Raw genomic sequence first — 16,734 nt, forward strand, 5'->3', positions numbered from 1 at the left:
GTGGCGGGCCGTGCTCACGGCCGCCCTGCTCGCCGCCGTCGGCCTGCTTCCGTGGCTGTCGCGCACCGACCCCGCGCTGACCGTGCTCAAGGCCCGCTCCGCGGACCGTGACCCGACGCCCGGGACACTGCGCGCCGTCCGGGACCAACTCGGCCTGGACGACGGCCCGTCGGCGCTGCTCGGCCACTGGCTGGGCGGGCTGCTGCACGGTGACGCGGGTACGTCGTGGGTGTCCGGCGCGCAGGTACTGCCCTCCGTTGTTCAGGCGCTCGGCGCGTCGCTGCTGCTGATGGCCGGGGCCCTGGCGGTCGCGGCGGGCACGGCGGCAGCGGTGTGCGCCCGTACGCTCCTCCTCGGAGCGCGGGGACGGCTCACCGGGCGCGGCCCCGGTGGCACGACGTCGGCCGTGCTGGCGGCCCTGCCCGAGTTCCTCGTCGCCTCGGTGCTGGCCTCGGTGATCGGTGTGCGGTTGGGCTGGCTGCCCGCCCTCGGCTGGTACGGGCCGCGGTGGCTGGTGCTGCCCTCGCTGGCCCTCGGTCTGCCCGCCGGAGCGCTGCTCGGGCGGCTGCTGGACGACCTGCTGCCCGGCGCGTTCGCCGAACCGTGGGCGTCGGCCGCCGCGGCCCGTGGCGTTCCGCCGAAGTCCGTGGCACGTCAGGCGGTACGCCGTTGCGTGCCCGGACTGCTGCCGAACCTGGGGCTGTTCGTGGTCGGTCTGACCGGCGGCTCGGTCGCCGTCGAGCAGATCTTCGACATCCCGGGCCTCGGCCGGCTCACCCTGCACGCCGCTCTCGCCCAGGACCTGCCCGTCCTGCAGGCCGGCACGCTCTCCCTGGTCCTGCTGGCGGCCACCGCCGGACTCCTCGCCCGGCTCACGGCCCGGCTGCTGATCGGTCCCGCCCTGCGCGACGGCGCCCTGCACTCCCCGCACCGGGCCGTGCCGCCCGCGCCCCGCTTCCTGCCTCTGCTGTACGGCGGGCTGCTCGCCGCCGTCATCGGGTTCGGCCTGCCGCGTGACGCGCTCACCCTGAACACCACGGCCCGGCTGCGGGCTCCTTCCCCGGAGCACCCGTTCGGGACGGACGCCCTCGGCCGGGACGTCCTCGCCCGGGTGTCGCACGGCGCACTGACCACCCTCGGCACCGCCCTGGCGGTGAGCGCCGCGGCCCTGGCCCTCGGGCTGCTGCTGGGAGTGCTGCCGCGGCTGTCCGGGCCGCTCGTCGACACGGCCGGCGCCGTGCCGCCCGTCCTGGCCGGCCTGCTCGTCGCCGGCATCGCGGGCGGCGGCCCGTGGACACCCGCCGTCGCCGTCGGCGTCGTCGCCTGGTCCCCACTGGCCGCCCACACCTCCGCGCTGCTGCGCCAGGAGCGGGCGACCACCCATCTGGCCGCCACCCGCGGGCTGGGCGCCGGGCGCTGGTACCTGCTCCGGCACGAACTGCTGCCCGCCGTCCTGCCGCCGGTGACCCGGCACGCGCTGCTCCGGCTGCCCGGCGTCGCGCTGAGTCTCGCCGCGCTCGGCTTCCTCGGCCTGGGCGCGCAACCGCCGTCCCCCGAATGGGGCCTGCTGCTCGCCGAGAACCAGCCGTACGCGGAGCGGGCCCCCTGGGCCGTCCTCGTCCCCGCCGCCGTACTCGCCCTGCTGGGGGCACTCGCGGTGACGGCCGCGGGCGGCGTACGACCGCCCCGGCGGCGGAAGCGTCCCGGCAGCCCGGCCGGGCCTCCCCCGGAACAGGCGCGTCCCGCCCCGCTGCCGGAACACCCCGACGCCCTCCTGAGACCCCCCTCCACCTCGACGACAGAAAAGCGATGACCGGTCTCATGTCCCGCGTCCCGACCCTCCGGACCGCACGCCCGACCGAGGACTCCCGCGCCCCGAAGGAAGGCACCTGGCGGCTCTGGAGGGAGCTGTCGCCCCTGCTGCGGCTGCTGATCTGGACCCAACTCGCCTTCAACATCGGCTTCTTCGCCGTCCTGCCGTTCCTGGCCGAGCACCTCGGCACGGCGATCGGCATGGCGGGCTGGCTGGTCGGGTTCGTGCTCGGGCTGCGCACCTTCAGCCAGCAGGGGCTGTTCGTCGTCGGCGGCTTGCTCGTCGACCGGGGCGGGGTGCGGCCGGTCGTCCTGGCCGGCTGCGCGCTGCGGATCGCCGGGTTCGCCTGGCTCGGGTACGCCGAGGCGACCTGGGCCGTGATCGGGGCGGTGCTGGTGATCGGCTTCGCCGCCGCGCTCTTCTCCCCCGCCGTGGAGTCCGAAGTGGCCCGCCAGGCGGTGGCCTGGGAGGAGGAGGGGCACGGCCCGCGCACCCGGGTGCTGGCGCTGTTCAGCGTGGCAGGCCAGGCCGGGGCCTTCGTCGGGCCGCTGCTCGGCGCGCTGCTGCTGGCCGTCGGCTTCCGCACCGCGTGCCTCGCCGGTGCCGCCGTGTTCGTGTGCGTCCTCGCCGGGCACCTCTGGCTGATGCCGCGGCACATCCCCGGCCGGCTCCGCGTCCGGGAGCGGGGCGGGGCGCGCCTGTTGCTGCGCAACCGCCGCTTCCTGGCCCTGTGCTGCGCGTACGGCACCTACCTGCTCGCCTACAACCAGCTGTATCTGGCCCTGCCGGACGAGGTGCGGCGCGCGGCCGGCTCCCAGGCGCCGCTGTCCTGGCTGTTCGCCCTGTCCTCGGTGCTGGTGGTCCTCGCTCAGCTGCCGATCACCCGCTGGGCGGGCGACCGGCTCGACCTGCGCCGCTCCATGACCGCCGGGCTGCTGCTGATCGCGTCCGGCTTCGCGGTGGTGGCCGCCGCGCGCCCCGCCGGCTGGACGGGCACCACCGGCCTGCTGCCCACCGCGGGTTTCGTGATCTTGCTCACCCTGGGGCAGATGCTGGTCGTGCCCGCCGCGCGCTCCTGGGTGCCCGACCTCGCCGAGGAGGGCCGGCTCGGCCTCTACACGGGCGCGCTGTCCTCGGTCTCCGGCCTGATCGTCCTCGCCGGCAGCGCGGCCACCGGCCTCCTGCTCGACCTGGACCTTCCGTCCTGCGTGCCGTGGCTGGTCCTCGCCGCCGTACCGGCCTCGGCGGTGGCGCTCCTGCCGCGCCGGCGGGAACAGGACGGGAAGGCGGCCTGAACCGGCCGGGAATAGGGGACCTCGCCGACGACCGCGGCAACTTCACGCGCGCTCGCGTCACTTCCCCCGGGCGGCCTTTCCGGTCCGGGATGTCCGGGACCGTGCCGCCCGGGGGCCCGAAGGCGGGAAACGGTGTCACGCGGCGCCAGTATTCTGGGTCGGCTGCGGCAACCCCACCAACCCCGTTGCGAACGCGGGGAGTTAGGCCTGCGGCGACGACCTTCCCACGAGCATGAGGACGAGGACGAGTGCTGCTAGCGGGCCGGTACCGGCTGGACGTTGAGATCGGGCGCGGCGGAATGGGAGAGGTCTGGCGTGCGTACGACGAGATGCTCGCCAGGCCGGTGGCCGTCAAGTTGCTGCTGCCTCAGGACACGGACGCCACGGCGGCCTCCCGGTTCCGCCTGGAGGCCCAGACCGCCGGGCGGCTCAACCACCCCAACGTGGTCGGTGTCCTGGACTTCGGCGAGTACGACAACCGGCTGTACCTGGTGATGGAGCTGGTCGACGGGGACAGCCTCGCCGGGGTGCTGTCCGCCTCCGGCGCGCTCCCCGCCGAACGGGTGGCGGCCCTCGCCGCACAGGCCGCCGCCGGACTCGCCGCCGCGCACGCACAGGGCATCGTGCACCGGGACGTCAAGCCGGCCAACCTGCTGCTCGACGCCCACGGCACGCTGAAGATCGGTGACTTCGGCATCGCGCGCTTCCTCGACGACCCCGGCGCGGCGCTCACCGCCACCGGTCAGATCGTCGGCACCGGCCTCTACCTGGCCCCCGAACGCGCCCTGGGCCGGCCCGCGGGCCCGGCTTCCGACATGTACTCCCTGGGGTGCGTGCTCTACCAGCTCCTCAGTGGCCGCCCTCCGTTCCAGGCGGACACCGCGGTCGCGCTCCTCCACCAGCATCTCGACTCGGTCCCCGTACCGCCGCGCGAGCTGGGAGTCGCCGGACTCCCACCGGCGTTCGAGAACTACCTGCTGGGCCTGCTCGCGAAGCAGCCCGAGGACCGGCCCACCGCCCAGCAGGCCGCCGAATGGTTCGCCGACGGATCCTGGCGGGGCCTGCCCGAGCCGCTGCCGGCGTTCTCCTCGCCCCTCCGGCCGAACTCCCAGTCCCCGGCGCCGTCTTCCGTTCCGGGACCGTACCCGGGCGCCGGGACCGGCAGTCCCACCACCTACGCGCTGCCCGCCACCCCGGGGCATCGCAGCGCGGCCCGTGCGGCCCAGGGAGGGCGTTCGGGCCGTGCGGGGCGGCGGGGCGGCCTCGGTGACCGGTCGAAGGTGGCCGGGGCGGCCGCCGCGGCCGCGCTGTTCATCGCCGCGATGGTCATCGGCATGCGGTGGTTCTCGCCCGACAGCACCGCCACGGAGGGCACGGAACCCGAAGCATCCCCGACCGCGAGCAGTCCCGCCGCCACCCCGTCCGCCGACTCCGGCTCGCCCCTCCCCTCCGCCCCGGCGGCCGCCGAGACGCCGGCCACCGGAACAGTGGCCGAAGTCACCCCACGCGTCACACCGTCCGCTTCCCCGGCTCCCGCCTCGCCCTCGCCCAGTGCCACGAGCCCGGAGAACGAGGCGAACGACGGCGGTCCGGGGCAGGTGGAGGAGCCCGCTCCGCAGAGCCCGCGCCCGGCCGACGGGGGCGGCGAGGGCGAAGCGGACGGAGACGACGCGGGCGACGACTGACGCGGTCCGGGCGGTCGCCGACCAGGTCCTGGCCGCCTGCACGTGCCGCCAGGATCCGCTGGAAGATGCGCCGGTGTGCGAACGGGCGCCCCCTCACGCGCCCCCGGGGTGGCTTGTCATCGCCCTTACCCCGGCCTTATTGTCACCTGGCCTTGGTGAACGGGAAATCCGGTGTGATGCCGGTGCGGCCCTCGCCACTGTGATCGGGAAGTCCGGCTCCGGCCCTGACGGGCAGCCACTGGGTCCTCGTGACCCGGGAAGGCGGGGTTCGGGCGGTGGTACCCGTCAGCCAGGAGACCGGCCAAGGCGCGTCAACCATCCACGAGGTGCTGGAGAGGGTCTGCTGAGCCATGCACATAGCCGAGGGTTTCCTTCCGCCGGCGCACGCGGTCGCCTGGGGTGTCGCATCGGCGCCGTTCGTCGTCCACGGAGTCCGGTCGCTCACCCGTGAGGTGCGCGAGCACCCCGAGAGCACTCTGCTCCTCGGCGCCTCCGGCGCCTTCACGTTCGTCCTGTCCGCCCTGAAACTTCCCTCCGTGACCGGAAGTTGCTCCCACCCCACCGGCACCGGGCTGGGCGCCATCCTGTTCCGGCCCCCGGCGATGGCGGTGCTGGGCACCATCACCCTGCTCTTCCAGGCGCTGCTGCTCGCGCACGGCGGTCTCACCACGCTCGGCGCCAACGTCTTCTCCATGGCGATCGCCGGGCCCTGGGCCGGCTACACGGTGTACCGGCTGCTGCGGCGCTACGACGTGCCCCTGATGGTCGCCGTGTTCTCCGCCGCGTTCGTCGCCGACCTGTCCACCTACTGCGTCACCAGCGTGCAGCTGGCGCTGGCCTTCCCCGACCCGGGCAGCGGGTTCCTGGGCGCGCTCGGCAAGTTCGGTTCCATCTTCGCCATCACCCAGGTCCCGCTCGCGGTGAGCGAGGGCCTGCTCACGGTGCTCGTCATGCGGCTGCTGGTGCAGTCCAGCAAGGGCGAACTGACCCGGCTGGGCGTGCTCCTCGCCGAGAAGCAGTCCCGGACCGAGACCGAGGCGGTGACCCGATGAGGAAGAACACGAGGATCAACCTCCTGCTGCTGCTCGCCGTGGCGGCGCTGGCCGTGCTGCCGCTCGCGCTCGGCCTCGGCGACCACAAGAAGGAACCGTTCACGGGTTCCGACGGTGAGGCCGAGACGGCGATCACCGAGATCGAGCCGGACTACAAGCCCTGGTTCTCACCGCTGTACGAACCGCCCTCCGGTGAGATCGAGTCGGCCCTGTTCTCCCTCCAGGCGGCACTCGGCGCCGGTGTCCTCGCCTACTACTTCGGACTGCGCCGGGGCCGCCGGCAGGGCGAGCGGCGGGCGCTGGAGGGGGCGACCGGAAACCCGGCCCCAGGCAGCGCCGAGGAGTCCACGGCCGAGAGGTCCTGAGCCCGTGCTGCCGATCGACGCCGCGGCGCACAGCAGTCGCTGGCGCCGCCGCCATCCCGTGGACAAGGCCGTGCTCGGGCTGGGACTGACCGTGCTGGCCGTCTCGCTGCCGCCCTGGCCGGGTGCGGCCCTGGTGCTCGTGACGGCCCTGGTGGTGCTGCTGGGCCCGGCGGGTGTGCCACGGCGGCGGCTGTGGCGTGCCTACCGGGTGCCGCTGGGCTTCTGCGTGACCGGCGCGGTCACGCTGCTCGTCCAGGTCGGCGGGCCCGGGGGGTTCGTCTCCCTCGCCGACGGCGGACCCGTGCGTGCCGGGGAGTTGCTGCTGCGCACCTCCGCCGCCTCCCTGGGTGTGCTGCTGTTCGCGTTCACCACGCCCATGTCCGACCTGCTGCCGCGGCTGGTCCGGGCCGGCGTCCCCGCGCCCGTCGTCGACGTCGCGCTCGTGACGTACCGCATGAGCTTCCTGCTCCTGGACTCGGTGCGCCGGATCCGCGAGGCGCAGTCGGCGCGGCTCGGGCACACCACGCGGGCAGCGGCCTGGCGTTCCCTGGGCGGGCTGGGCGCCACCGCGTTCATCCGGGCCTTCGACCGGGCGGCCCGCCTCCAGGCCGGTCTCGCCGGGCGCGGCTACGACGGCACCCTGCGCGTGCTGCTGCCCGAGGCTCGCGTCTCCGTCCGCTTCACGGCCGCCAGCTGTGCCCTCCTCGTCGCGCTGACCGTTCTCACCTTCGTACTGGAAAGGCCGCTGACATGAGCGAGCCCGCCCTCGTCGCCCTGCGGGGCGCGTCCTTCGCCTACGAGGACGGCCCGCCCGTGCTCCGCGGCCTCGACTTCGAGATCCGCGAGGGGCGCGCTCTCGCGCTGCTCGGCCGCAACGGCAGCGGCAAGACCACGCTGATGCGGCTGCTCAGCGGCGGACTGCGGCCGCACGAGGGCCGGCTGACGGTCCAGGGGCAGCCGGTGACGTACGACCGCAAGGGTCTGACCCGGTTGCGGACGACCGTCCAGCTGGTGGTGCAGGACCCGGACGACCAGCTGTTCGCGGCCTCCGTCGAGCAGGACGTGTCCTTCGGGCCGCTGAACCTCGGCCTGCCCGACTCCGAGGTACGGGCGCGGGTGGCGGAGGCGCTCGCCGCGCTGGACATCACGGCCCTGGCCGACCGGCCGACCCACCTGCTCTCCTACGGGCAGCGCAAACGCACCGCCATCGCGGGCGCGGTCGCCATGCGGCCCCGGGTGCTGATCCTCGACGAGCCGACGGCCGGACTCGACCCGGAGGGCCAGGAGCGGCTCCTCGTCACGCTCGACGGTCTCCGCGAGTCCGGCACCACGGTGGTGATGGCCACCCACGACGTGGATCTCGCCCTGCGGTGGGCCGACGACGCCGCGCTCCTCACGCCGTCCGGCGTGCGCACCGGCCCGGCACCCGTGGCGCTGGCCCGCACGGATCTGCTGCGGGAGGCCGGACTCAGGTTGCCGTGGGGCGCCGCCACCGCCGATCTGCTGCGGGCCCAGGGCCTGCTGGCCGAGTCGGTGCCCGGGCCGCGCACCCCGGACGAACTGGTCGCCCTCGTAGCGGGACCGCTGGGGGCGTCCGGCGGCTGAGGCCGGCCCTGGCGTGTTCGCCGGCCGCCGCGCCGGGGCCGCCGCCGACGAGCGCTTGTCCCTCCTCGTGGCCCGGCACTAGGTTGCCGACGTGGACCACGTCAGTCTCTTCTCGCGCTCCTGGGCGGCGCTGCGCGTGGCGGTCGCCGGTCTCCGCGACGAGGACTTCACGCGTCCGTCCGGCTGCAGGGGCTGGCTGGTCCGGGACCTGGTGTGCCACCTCGTCATCGACGCCCAGGACGTGCTGATCACCCTCGCCACGCCCGCCGAGGGGGAGCCGACCCGGGACGCGGTGACGTACTGGGAGGTGTCCGGCACGCCGCCGAGCGGCGACGACCCGCTCGACGCGCTGACGGTCCGGCTGGCCGCCGCCTACGAGGACCCGAGGCTGCTCAAGTTCCACCTGGACGACGTCGGTTCCGCCGCTGGACGCGCCGCCCTGCTCGCCGACCCGGCCCGCAGGGTCGGCACCCGCGACGAGGTCCTCACCGTGGCCGGCTACCTCTCGGCGTACGTGATGGAGTGGACCCTGCATCACCTGGACCTGATCGCGTACCTCCCGGAGCAGGAGGAGCCGCCCGAGGAGGGGCTCGCCCGGTCCCGCGAGATGCTGGAGCGGATCGTGGGGCAACCGTTCCCCTCGTCGTTCCGCGACCTGGACGCGCTGCTGGTCGGCACCGGGAGGCGGGCGCCGACCGAGGCGGAGCGGTGTGAGCTGGGCGATCTGGCCGTGCGGCTCCCGCTCCACCTGGGATGACTTGCCGGCGCCGTGTCCCGCCCCGCTGTCGGACCGGTCCGGGCGTGGTGCGAGCATGGCCCGATGGACGTCCGCCACAGGAACAACGTGAAGGTCACCGGCCGCGACGACGGGCCGGTGCTCGTCCTCGCGCACGGGTTCGGCTGCGACCAGAACATGTGGCGGCTGGTGGTGCCGGCGCTGGCCGAGCGGTACCGGCTGGTGCTGTTCGACTACGTCGGCTCCGGCGGTTCGGCTCTGTCGGCGTGGAGTGAGGAGCGGTACTCCTCACTGCACGGCTACGCCAGGGACGTGGTCGAGGTCTGCGAGGAGCTGGACCTGAGGCGGGCGGTGTTCGTGGGGCACTCGGTCAGCGCCATGGTGGGCGTGCTGGCGGCGCAGGCCGCGCCGGAGCGGATCGGCGCACTGGTGATGGTGACTCCCTCGCCCTGCTACATCGACGACGAGGAGTACCGGGGCGGCTTCAGCACGGAGGACATCGAGGAACTGCTGGCCTCACTGGAGGCGAACTACCTGGGCTGGTCGTCCGCGATGGCCCCGGTGATCATGGGCAATCCGGAGCGGCCCGAGCTCGGCCAGGAGCTGACCAACAGCTTCTGCGCCACCGACCCCGACATCGCCAGGGTCTTCGCCCGGACCACCTTCCTGACCGACAGCCGCGACGACCTGAAGAGCGTGTCCGTACCGACCCTGGTGCTGGAATGCGAGCAGGACGCCATCGCGCCCCGCGAGGTCGGCGCCTACGTGCACGCGGCGATCGGGTCGTCCCGTCTGGTCACCCTCGCCGCCACCGGGCACTGCCCGCAGCTGAGCGCACCCGAGGCCACCACGGAAGCGATCCTCGGCTTCCTGGACACCATCCGGTGATGTGCCGCACGGGCGGCGTACCGGACCCCGCCGGGGACGAGGCGAGCACGCACGCCGCTTTCACCGCACTCCTGGAGGACAGCGCGGAAGACCTGTACGAGTCCGCACCGTGCGGTTTCCTGTCCACGATGATGGACGGCACCATCGCCAAGATCAACCACACGCTTCTGGACTGGCTCGGCCTGGACCGCCGGGCCGTGATCGGCCGGATGCGCTTCACGGACCTGCTCACCGTGGGCGGGAGGCTGTACCACGAGACGCACTTCGCACCGCTGCTGCGCATGCAGGGCGAGCTGCGGGGAATCGCCCTGGAGATGAAGCGCCGGGGCGGGGGCCGGCTGCCGGTGCTGGTCTCCGCCGTGATCAAGCACGGCGTGGGCGGCGAGCCCCTGCTGATCCGCATCACGGTCCTCGACGCCTCCGACCGCCGCGCCTACGAGGAGGAGCTCCTGCGCCGTCGCCAGGAGGCGGAACGGTCCCGTGCCGAGGCCGAGCGTGCGCGTGCCGAGGCGGACGAGGCCCGGCGGCAGGCCGAGGCGGACCGGGCCCGGCTGGCCGACGCGCTCGCCGTCCTCCAGCGGTCCCTGGTGCCCGACTCGCTGCCCGCCGTGCCCGGGCTGGAGACCGCCGTCTACTACCACGCGGCCTCGCCGGACCAGCTCGGCGGCGACTTCTACGACCTGTTCCCCGTGGCCGGTGACCGGTGGGCGTTCTTCCTCGGCGACGTGTGCGGCAAGGGGCCCGAGGCCGCCTCCCTGACCTCGCTGACCCGCTACACGCTCCGGGCCGCCGCGCACCACGACCCGGACCCGGCCGCGGCCCTGGCCACGCTGAACGCCGTACTGCACGAGAGGTACACGGCCGGCGGCAACCCTCGTTACTGCACATGCGTGTTCGGCATCGTCGAGCCCGGCCGGGGCCAGGGGCCGACGACCGTTCGCCTCGCCTCCGGCGGCCACCCCCCGGCCCTGGTCCTGCGCGCCGACGGCCGGGCCGAGTTCCTGCCCACCCCCGGCGGCATGCTCGTCGGTGTGCTGCCCGGCGCGCCGATCGGCACCGCGCAGACCGTCCTGGCCGACGGCGACACGATCGTGCTGTACACCGACGGCCTCACCGAGGCACGCACGGGCCCCGGCCGTGACGACCTGTTCGGCGAGGACGCCCTGCGCGCCTTCGCCGCCGAGCACGCTCCCGCCGCACCACACGAAGTGATCACGGCGCTGACCGGGCTGCTGAAGCGATTCGGCGACGGGCTGGGCGACGACACCGCCCTGCTCGCCCTCGGCGCCCCCGCCACCCCGTCCCCCGCACACCCCGCCAGAACCTCATGAACCCGCTGCGCATCACCCACCGCGAGACCCCGGCCGGACCCCTTCTGCGGCTGTCGGGCGACCTCGACTTCGACCAGGCCCCCGAACTGCGCCGGCAGGTCGACCAGCTGGACCTCCGACCGGGTCAGTGTCTGGTCGTCGACGTGTCCGGGCTGGAGTTCTGCGACTCCTCCGGCATCACCGCGTTCCTCACCGCCCGCCAGCGCGCCCTGGAGGCGCGGGCCGACGTCGCCCTGTCCGCCGTGCCCGCCAACCTGCTGCGGGTCCTCACCCTGGTGGGCCTCGACCGGGTCTTCACCCTGCTCCCGGCCGGCGGCGATCCGGCCCGTCCCACCGGGCAGGACACGAGGTAGCGGGAGTCCGTCCCGCCGCGCCCCTTCGCGCTCCCCCGCGCACCACCGCCCGTCCGGAAAACACTTGGACGGCGCGGTCGCCGTCGCGGGACACTTCCGGACTCGGACCGAAATCCACACATCCGTTGCGGCGAAGGCCCCTGCCCGCGCAGGCACGTGGCGGGCGGCCACAGGACGACACAGGGGTGGGATGGAAACGCCTGAAACCCGCAGGGTCCAGCCGGACAAACGCTCGGTGCTTCTCGCACTCCGTTACTACGGGCGGGAGTTGGCCCGGCTCCGCCGGCTGTCGGCACCCGCGATGCTGCTCATGGCGCTGGGCAACACAGGAATCAACTACGTGGCGCCGCTCGTTGTCGCCAAGCTCGTCGGCGACATCGCCGGTGACAGGGACGTCACGGTCGGCTCGACACTGCCGTACGTCCTCGGCTTCGCGGGTGTCCTGCTGCTCGCGGAGGCACTGTGGCGCGTCGCCATGCACTGCCTCAACCGCCTCGACGCCCTCGGCATCGAGCACCTGTACGTGGTCGGGATGGACGAGTTGTTCGCCAAGGACGCCGCGTTCTTCCACGACAACTTCGCGGGTTCGCTGACCAAACGGGTCCTCAGCTTCGCCTCCCGCTTCGAGCAGTTCGTGGACACACTCGCCTTCCAGATCGTGGGCAGCTTCGTACCGCTGGCGTTCGGGGCGGTGGTCCTGTGGCGCTACGAGCCCCTGCTCGTGGTCGGGCTGCTGGTGATGATCGCGCTGACGGCGGTGCTCGTCGTGCCCCTCATCCGCCGCCGCCAGGCTCTGGTCGACCTGCGTGAGGAGGCGATCGCCCGGGTGTCGGGCCATGTCGCCGACAGCCTGATGAACATGGACACGGTGCGGGCGTTCGCCGCCGAGGAGCGTGAGGCCGCCGAGCACCGCTCGCGGGTGGCGGCGTCGCGGCGGCTCATGCTCAGGTCGTGGGACTACGGCAACCTCCGCATCGACACACTGGTCGCGCCGATGTCGGTGCTGACCAACGCGGTGGGTCTGCTGCTCGCGGTCACGCTGGGCGGGGGCGGGCACGGCGTGGAGGCGATCGTGGTCGCCTTCACCTACTACGGCAACGCGACGCGGATCATGTTCGAGTTCAACCAGATCTACCGTCGGCTGGAGAGCTCCATGACGGAGGCCGCGCAGTTCACGGAGCTGCTCCTGACGCCGCCGACCGTGCTCGACCCGCCGGAACCGGAGCCGCTGCGCCCCCGGGCCGCCGACGTCCGCTTCGAGAAGGTGACCTTCGCGCACCGGGGTGGCCGGCCGCTTTTCGAGGGTCTCGACCTGGACGTGCCGAGCGGGACGAAACTCGGCCTGGTCGGCCGGTCCGGCGGCGGCAAGACGTCCCTCACCCGGCTGCTGCTGCGGATGACGGACATCGACGGCGGCCGCATCCTGGTCGGCGGTCAGGACATCAGCCGGCTGCGCCAGGCCGACCTGCGCAGCCAGATCGCCTACGTGCCGCAGGACCCGGCGATGTTCCACCGCACTCTGCGGGACAACATCGCGTTCGCCCGGCCGGACGCCACCGACACCGAGATCCGCCGGGCGGCGGAGGCAGCCCACGTCACGGAGTTCGCCGACGCCCTGCCGGCCGGCTTCGACACCTTGGTGGGCGAACGCGGAGTGAAGCTGTCGGGCGGTCAGCGCCAGCGGGTGGCGCTCGCGCGGGCGATCCTGCGTGACGCCCCGATCCTGCTGCTCGACGAGGCGACCAGCGCCCTGGACTCCGAGAGCGAACTCCTCGTGCAGGAGGCGCTGTGGCGGCTGATGGAGGGGCGGACCGCGCTCGTGGTGGCGCACCGGCTGAGCACGGTCGCCACCATGGACCAGCTCGTCGTCCTCGACCGCGGGCGAATCGTCGAGCAGGGCACGCACCAGGAGCTGCTCGCGCTCGACGGCGCCTACGCGAAGCTGTGGCAGCACCAGTCCGGCGGCTTCCTCGACGACACGTCCGGGGCGGGCTAGCCGAGGCCCGGCCTGCCGTGCGCCAGGGGCGCGAAGTGCGCCAGGGTGCGCTCGACGCCCATCGCCTCGGTGGCTGCCGGGCGGACGTCGAAGTGCTCGCCCGCGTGCCAGGAACCCGGCGCCGGTCGGCGGGTGGGGCCGAGTCCGTCATGGGCCGGGATCGCCGCGGACGACCGCTTCCACGCCGTCCCCATCGCCGCGGCGGACAACCCCGTCCTCAGCAGGATCGTCGAGCAGCTCCACCCGCAGATCCACCGCATCCTCTACCGCACGTTCTCCACCCTGCTCGGGGGCCGCAACACCATCGAGCACCACGACCAGCTCGTCGACGTCTGCGCCGGCGGCGACGCCCTCGCCGCCGCCGAACTCTCCGCACAGCACTGGTCCGAACTCGGCGGCCACATCAAACAGCTCTTCGACACCAACCAGTTCACGGAGGACGCGCTCGCCTGAGGACGCCTTCGCGTCAGCGCTCCGCGCGGTTCGCGCGGGTGCCGATGCGGTCCCGGAGCCAGGCGTGGAACTCGCCGATGTGGTGCTCGCTGGGTACCAGGACGCCGCCCTTGGCGTACAGCCGGGAACTCATCGCCGGCTGGCAGCGCTCGCAGGCGTCGAAGTCCTGCCGGTTGACGCGGTCGAACAGCTCCACCGAGCGGCTGACGTCCCGGCCGCCGGCCACCACACCCTTCAGGTACAGCCAGTCGCACTCCACAATGGTGCGGTCGACCGCGACCGGGAACATCCGGTGGAGGATCACATGGTCCGGGACCAGGTTGATGAACACCTGCGGCCGCACCGTGATCGCGTAGTACCGGCGGTCCTGTTCCTCGGTGACGCCGGGAATGCGGTCCAGGCCCTGCGAGCCGTCCACGGTGAAGCCCTGGACGTCCGAGCCGAACTCGGCGCCGTGTCCCACGTAGTACTGCGCCGCGTAGCCGTCGGCGAACTCCGGGAGCACCTCGGTCAGTTCGGGGTGGATGGTCGCGCAGTGGTAGCACTCCATGAAGTTCTCGATGATCAGCTTCCAGTTGGCCTTGACGTCGTAGACGATCCGGCGGCCGATCTCCAGGCTCTCGACCTCGTACCGCTCGATGGACTCCACGTCCCCCAGGCGCGCGACCACGTCCGCGATCACAGACTCCTCGAACGAGGGCGGGTCCTCCGCCAGGCACACCCATACGTAGCCCAGCCACTCGCGTACCGCCACGCTCGCCAGGCCGTATTCGGTGCGGCCGACGTCCGGCATCTTCGTGAGGTTCGGAGCCGCGACGAGCTTGCCGTCGAGGCCGTAGGTCCAGGCGTGGTACGGGCACTGGAAGGCCCGTTTCACCTCGCCGGACTCCTGCGTGCAGAGCCTCGCGCCCCGGTGCCGGCACACGTTGAAGAAGGCCCGCACGGAGCCGTCCCGCGACCGGGCCAGCAGGACGCTCTCCCGCCCGACGTCCACGGTCCGGAACGCACCCGGCTTCGCCAGTTCAGACGCGCGTGCCGCGCAGAACCACATGGACTCGAAGACGCGCTCCTGCTCCAGGCGGAAGATCTCCGGGTCCGTGTAGTGGTCACCGGGAAGCGTCGCGATCAGGCTCTCCGGCAGGCCGGTCGTAGTCATGGTCCACCTCGAAGTGAAGCGCCTCGGACAGGCAGCTCGGTTGCTTCATATGCAACGAAGTTCTTGCTACGCAACTCACAGTGCAGCCCGCCGGAAGCGCTGTCAAGACCTTGACCGCAGGCCGTCACAGCCAGGACCATGTTGCGCATCAGACCCGTTGTTGCGTATTGCGCACCCCTCTCAGGGAGGGCTCAGTGTCTCCTGGACCCACAGCCGGCCGCGAGTTCGTCCTCACCCTGTCGTGCCCCGACCGCTCGGGCCTCGTCCACGCCGTCACCGGCTACCTGCTCCGGCACTCCGGCAACATCCAGGAGAGCCAGCAGTTCGACGACCGGCTGGAAAACCGCTTCTTCATGCGGGTGCACTTCGACGTCTCGGACCCGGGAACCTCACTTCAGGACCTGAGATCCGGCTTCGCACCGGTGGCGGAGGCGTACCGGATCTCCTGGCAGCTGTACGACGCGTCGACCCCCACGCGCACGCTGATCATGGTGTCGAGGTTCGGGCACTGCCTGAACGACCTGCTCTTCCGTTGCCGTACCGGCGCGCTGAACATCGAGGTCCCGGCGATCGTCTCCAACCACCGGGACTTCGAGCCGCTCGCCGAGAGCTACCGGATCCCCTTCCACCACGTGCCGGTGACCCAGGAGACGAAGCCCGAGGCGGAGGCGCGACTGCTGGAGCTCGTCGACGAGCTGGACATCGACCTGGTGGTGCTCGCCCGCTACATGCAGATCCTGTCGAACGATCTGTGCAAGCAGCTCGAAGGCCGGGCGATCAACATCCACCACTCGTTCCTGCCGAGCTTCAAGGGCGCCCGGCCCTATGTCCAGGCACACGAGCGCGGCGTCAAGCTCGTCGGGGCGACGGCCCACTACGTCACCCCGGACCTCGACGAGGGGCCCATCATCGAGCAGGACGTCATCCGCGTGAGCCACGCGCAAGGGCCCGACGCTCTGGTGGCTTTGGGGCGCGATGTCGAGGCACAGGTCCTGGCGCGGGCCGTGGAGTGGCACAGCCAGAGCCGCATCATGGTCAACGGCAACCGTACGGTCGTCTTCCGCTGAGGAAAATGACCTCCACCCCTCACGCCTGTTGTCCATTTCGCCTAGAGTTTCGCCATGGGCAACCACGGCGTCGAGTCCGCAGGCGCTCCCAGTGGCGGAGTGCAATCCGTTGACCGTGCTGTCTCGGTGCTGGAGATCCTCGCCCAGCACGGCGAGGCGGGCGTGAGTGAGGTGGCGTCGGCGATCGACGTCCACAAGTCCACCGCTTTCCGGCTGCTCGGCGCGCTGGAAGCGCATGGGATGGTCGAGCAGGAGAGCGAGCGCGGGAAGTACCGTCTCGGTTTCGGAGTCGTGCGCCTGGCCGGCGCCGTGACCGGCCGCATCGCCGTCACCAGGCACGGGCGGGGCGTCTGCGAGCGTCTCGTCGACGACGTGGGCGAGACCATGAACATCGCCGTGCTCGAGTCCTGCCACGCGATCAACCTCTACCAGGTGCGCAGTACCTCGGCGATCGCCGCGCAGAACTGGGTGGGGCGCCAGACGCCGCTGCACTGCACGTCGAGCGGCAAGGTGCTCCTGGCCCACCTCGACCGCATGGACCGCGACGCGCTTCTCGCCGAGGCCGGCCTGCCCCGTATGACACCGCGCACGGTGACCTCCAGGAAGAAACTGGAGGCGGAACTGGCCGAGGCCCGTGAGCAGGGCTACGCCGTCACCAGGGAGGAGTACGAGGAAGGCCTCAACGCCCTGTCGGCGCCGGTGCGTTCTGGCGACGGTGAGGTCGTGGCCGCGCTGAGCGCGTCGGGGCCGGCTTTCCGCCTGACCGACGAGCGGCTGCGCGAACTGGCACCGGTGCTCGTCGCCGGAGCGGACGAGCTCAGCCGCCGTCTCGGCTACCCGGGCTGAGCCCGGCCCGGGTCGTCGCGTGCCCGTCTCCTTACAGGGCGCCTACGCGCCATCTGCCCCTGGGGAGATCAACCGACGCGGCGAGCACCCGTG

Annotated in this window: 16 protein-coding genes and 1 riboswitch; of the genes, 15 read left to right on the top strand and 1 reads right to left on the bottom strand. The window is 72.6% G+C overall.

Annotated features, from left to right (window positions below):
- Window positions 1–10 precede the first annotated feature (10 nt).
- The 13 genes from IE212_RS04075 (at window position 11) to IE212_RS04135 (ending at window position 13,572) form a co-directional block, all read left to right on the top strand.
- Window positions 11–1,813 (top strand): ABC transporter permease subunit, encoded by a 1,803-nt coding sequence (locus tag IE212_RS04075; RefSeq protein WP_190196282.1) that lies wholly within the window; start codon window positions 11–13, stop codon window positions 1,811–1,813.
- A complete protein-coding gene (locus IE212_RS04080; RefSeq protein ID WP_190196283.1) occupies window positions 1,810–3,108 on the top strand; it encodes an MDR family MFS transporter in 1,299 nt (432 codons plus the stop codon). The genes IE212_RS04075 and IE212_RS04080 overlap by 4 nt, the downstream gene beginning before the upstream one ends.
- Window positions 3,109–3,356: 248 nt before the next feature.
- Window positions 3,357–4,793: a serine/threonine-protein kinase gene (locus IE212_RS04085; protein ID WP_190196284.1), complete on the top strand. Its 1,437-nt coding sequence runs from the start codon at window positions 3,357–3,359 to the stop codon at window positions 4,791–4,793.
- Window positions 4,794–4,929: 136 nt separating this feature from the next.
- Window positions 4,930–5,113, top strand: a riboswitch (cobalamin riboswitch).
- Window positions 5,114–5,143: 30 nt separating this feature from the next.
- Window positions 5,144–5,845, top strand: a complete 702-nt coding sequence (locus IE212_RS04090; RefSeq protein ID WP_190196285.1) for an energy-coupling factor ABC transporter permease — start codon at window positions 5,144–5,146, stop codon at window positions 5,843–5,845.
- Window positions 5,842–6,210 carry an energy-coupling factor ABC transporter substrate-binding protein gene (locus IE212_RS04095; protein WP_190196286.1) on the top strand — a complete coding sequence of 123 codons (369 nt, stop codon included), beginning with the start codon at window positions 5,842–5,844 and terminating at the stop codon, window positions 6,208–6,210. Before IE212_RS04090 ends, IE212_RS04095 begins: the two co-directional genes overlap by 4 nt.
- Before the next feature lie 4 nt (window positions 6,211–6,214).
- Window positions 6,215–6,964 (top strand): cobalt ECF transporter T component CbiQ, encoded by a 750-nt coding sequence (cbiQ, locus tag IE212_RS04100; RefSeq protein ID WP_190196287.1) that lies wholly within the window; start codon window positions 6,215–6,217, stop codon window positions 6,962–6,964.
- Window positions 6,961–7,815 (top strand): energy-coupling factor ABC transporter ATP-binding protein, encoded by an 855-nt coding sequence (locus IE212_RS04105; RefSeq protein WP_190196288.1) that lies wholly within the window; start codon window positions 6,961–6,963, stop codon window positions 7,813–7,815. Before cbiQ ends, IE212_RS04105 begins: the two co-directional genes overlap by 4 nt.
- A gap of 91 nt (window positions 7,816–7,906) precedes the next feature.
- Window positions 7,907–8,572 (top strand): maleylpyruvate isomerase N-terminal domain-containing protein, encoded by a 666-nt coding sequence (locus IE212_RS04110; RefSeq protein ID WP_229864039.1) that lies wholly within the window; start codon window positions 7,907–7,909, stop codon window positions 8,570–8,572.
- A 63-nt stretch (window positions 8,573–8,635) separates the two neighbouring features.
- Window positions 8,636–9,439, top strand: a complete 804-nt coding sequence (locus tag IE212_RS04115) for an alpha/beta fold hydrolase (RefSeq protein WP_190196289.1) — start codon at window positions 8,636–8,638, stop codon at window positions 9,437–9,439.
- Window positions 9,439–10,770, top strand: a complete 1,332-nt coding sequence (locus IE212_RS04120; protein ID WP_190196290.1) for a PP2C family protein-serine/threonine phosphatase — start codon at window positions 9,439–9,441, stop codon at window positions 10,768–10,770. The genes IE212_RS04115 and IE212_RS04120 overlap by 1 nt, the downstream gene beginning before the upstream one ends.
- Window positions 10,767–11,123, top strand: coding sequence for an STAS domain-containing protein (locus tag IE212_RS04125; protein WP_190196291.1), 357 nt, complete (start codon window positions 10,767–10,769; stop codon window positions 11,121–11,123). Before IE212_RS04120 ends, IE212_RS04125 begins: the two co-directional genes overlap by 4 nt.
- A 190-nt stretch (window positions 11,124–11,313) precedes the next feature.
- Window positions 11,314–13,119 carry an ABC transporter ATP-binding protein gene (locus IE212_RS04130; protein WP_190196292.1) on the top strand — a complete coding sequence of 602 codons (1,806 nt, stop codon included), beginning with the start codon at window positions 11,314–11,316 and terminating at the stop codon, window positions 13,117–13,119.
- Between the two features lie 132 nt (window positions 13,120–13,251).
- A complete protein-coding gene (locus IE212_RS04135) occupies window positions 13,252–13,572 on the top strand; it encodes an FCD domain-containing protein (protein WP_229864040.1) in 321 nt (106 codons plus the stop codon).
- A gap of 13 nt (window positions 13,573–13,585) precedes the next feature.
- On the opposite strand, the gene IE212_RS04140 is transcribed toward IE212_RS04135, so the two are convergent.
- Window positions 13,586–14,728, bottom strand: coding sequence for an aromatic ring-hydroxylating oxygenase subunit alpha (locus tag IE212_RS04140; RefSeq protein WP_190196293.1), 1,143 nt, complete (start codon window positions 14,726–14,728; stop codon window positions 13,586–13,588).
- Window positions 14,729–14,922: 194 nt separating this feature from the next.
- Between IE212_RS04140 and purU the strand changes: the two genes are divergently transcribed.
- Window positions 14,923–15,795: a formyltetrahydrofolate deformylase gene (gene purU / locus IE212_RS04145; protein ID WP_190196294.1), complete on the top strand. Its 873-nt coding sequence runs from the start codon at window positions 14,923–14,925 to the stop codon at window positions 15,793–15,795.
- A gap of 54 nt (window positions 15,796–15,849) precedes the next feature.
- Window positions 15,850–16,641, top strand: a complete 792-nt coding sequence (locus IE212_RS04150) for an IclR family transcriptional regulator (protein WP_373301337.1) — start codon at window positions 15,850–15,852, stop codon at window positions 16,639–16,641.
- The last annotated feature ends 93 nt before the right edge of the window (window positions 16,642–16,734 follow it).

The sequence above is a fragment of the Streptomyces djakartensis genome, from assembly GCF_014651075.1.
GTDB classification, from domain to species: Bacteria; Actinomycetota; Actinomycetes; order Streptomycetales; family Streptomycetaceae; genus Streptomyces; species Streptomyces djakartensis.

Bases quoted from the DNA above. Each gene is read 5' to 3' on its own strand.
- IE212_RS04080 (WP_190196283.1), top strand. From the start codon at position 1,810: ATGACCGGTCTCATGTCCCGCGTCCCGACCCTCCGGACCGCACGCCCG.
- IE212_RS04115 (WP_190196289.1), top strand. From the start codon at position 8,636: ATGGACGTCCGCCACAGGAACAACGTGAAGGTCACCGGCCGCGACGAC.
- IE212_RS04130 (WP_190196292.1), top strand. From the start codon at position 11,314: ATGGAAACGCCTGAAACCCGCAGGGTCCAGCCGGACAAACGCTCGGTG.
- IE212_RS04150 (WP_373301337.1), top strand. From the start codon at position 15,850: ATGGGCAACCACGGCGTCGAGTCCGCAGGCGCTCCCAGTGGCGGAGTG.
- IE212_RS04095 (WP_190196286.1), top strand. From the start codon at position 5,842: ATGAGGAAGAACACGAGGATCAACCTCCTGCTGCTGCTCGCCGTGGCG.
- IE212_RS04090 (WP_190196285.1), top strand. From the start codon at position 5,144: ATGCACATAGCCGAGGGTTTCCTTCCGCCGGCGCACGCGGTCGCCTGG.
- IE212_RS04140 (WP_190196293.1), bottom strand. From the start codon at position 14,728: ATGACTACGACCGGCCTGCCGGAGAGCCTGATCGCGACGCTTCCCGGT.
- IE212_RS04120 (WP_190196290.1), top strand. From the start codon at position 9,439: ATGTGCCGCACGGGCGGCGTACCGGACCCCGCCGGGGACGAGGCGAGC.
- IE212_RS04125 (WP_190196291.1), top strand. From the start codon at position 10,767: ATGAACCCGCTGCGCATCACCCACCGCGAGACCCCGGCCGGACCCCTT.
- IE212_RS04105 (WP_190196288.1), top strand. From the start codon at position 6,961: ATGAGCGAGCCCGCCCTCGTCGCCCTGCGGGGCGCGTCCTTCGCCTAC.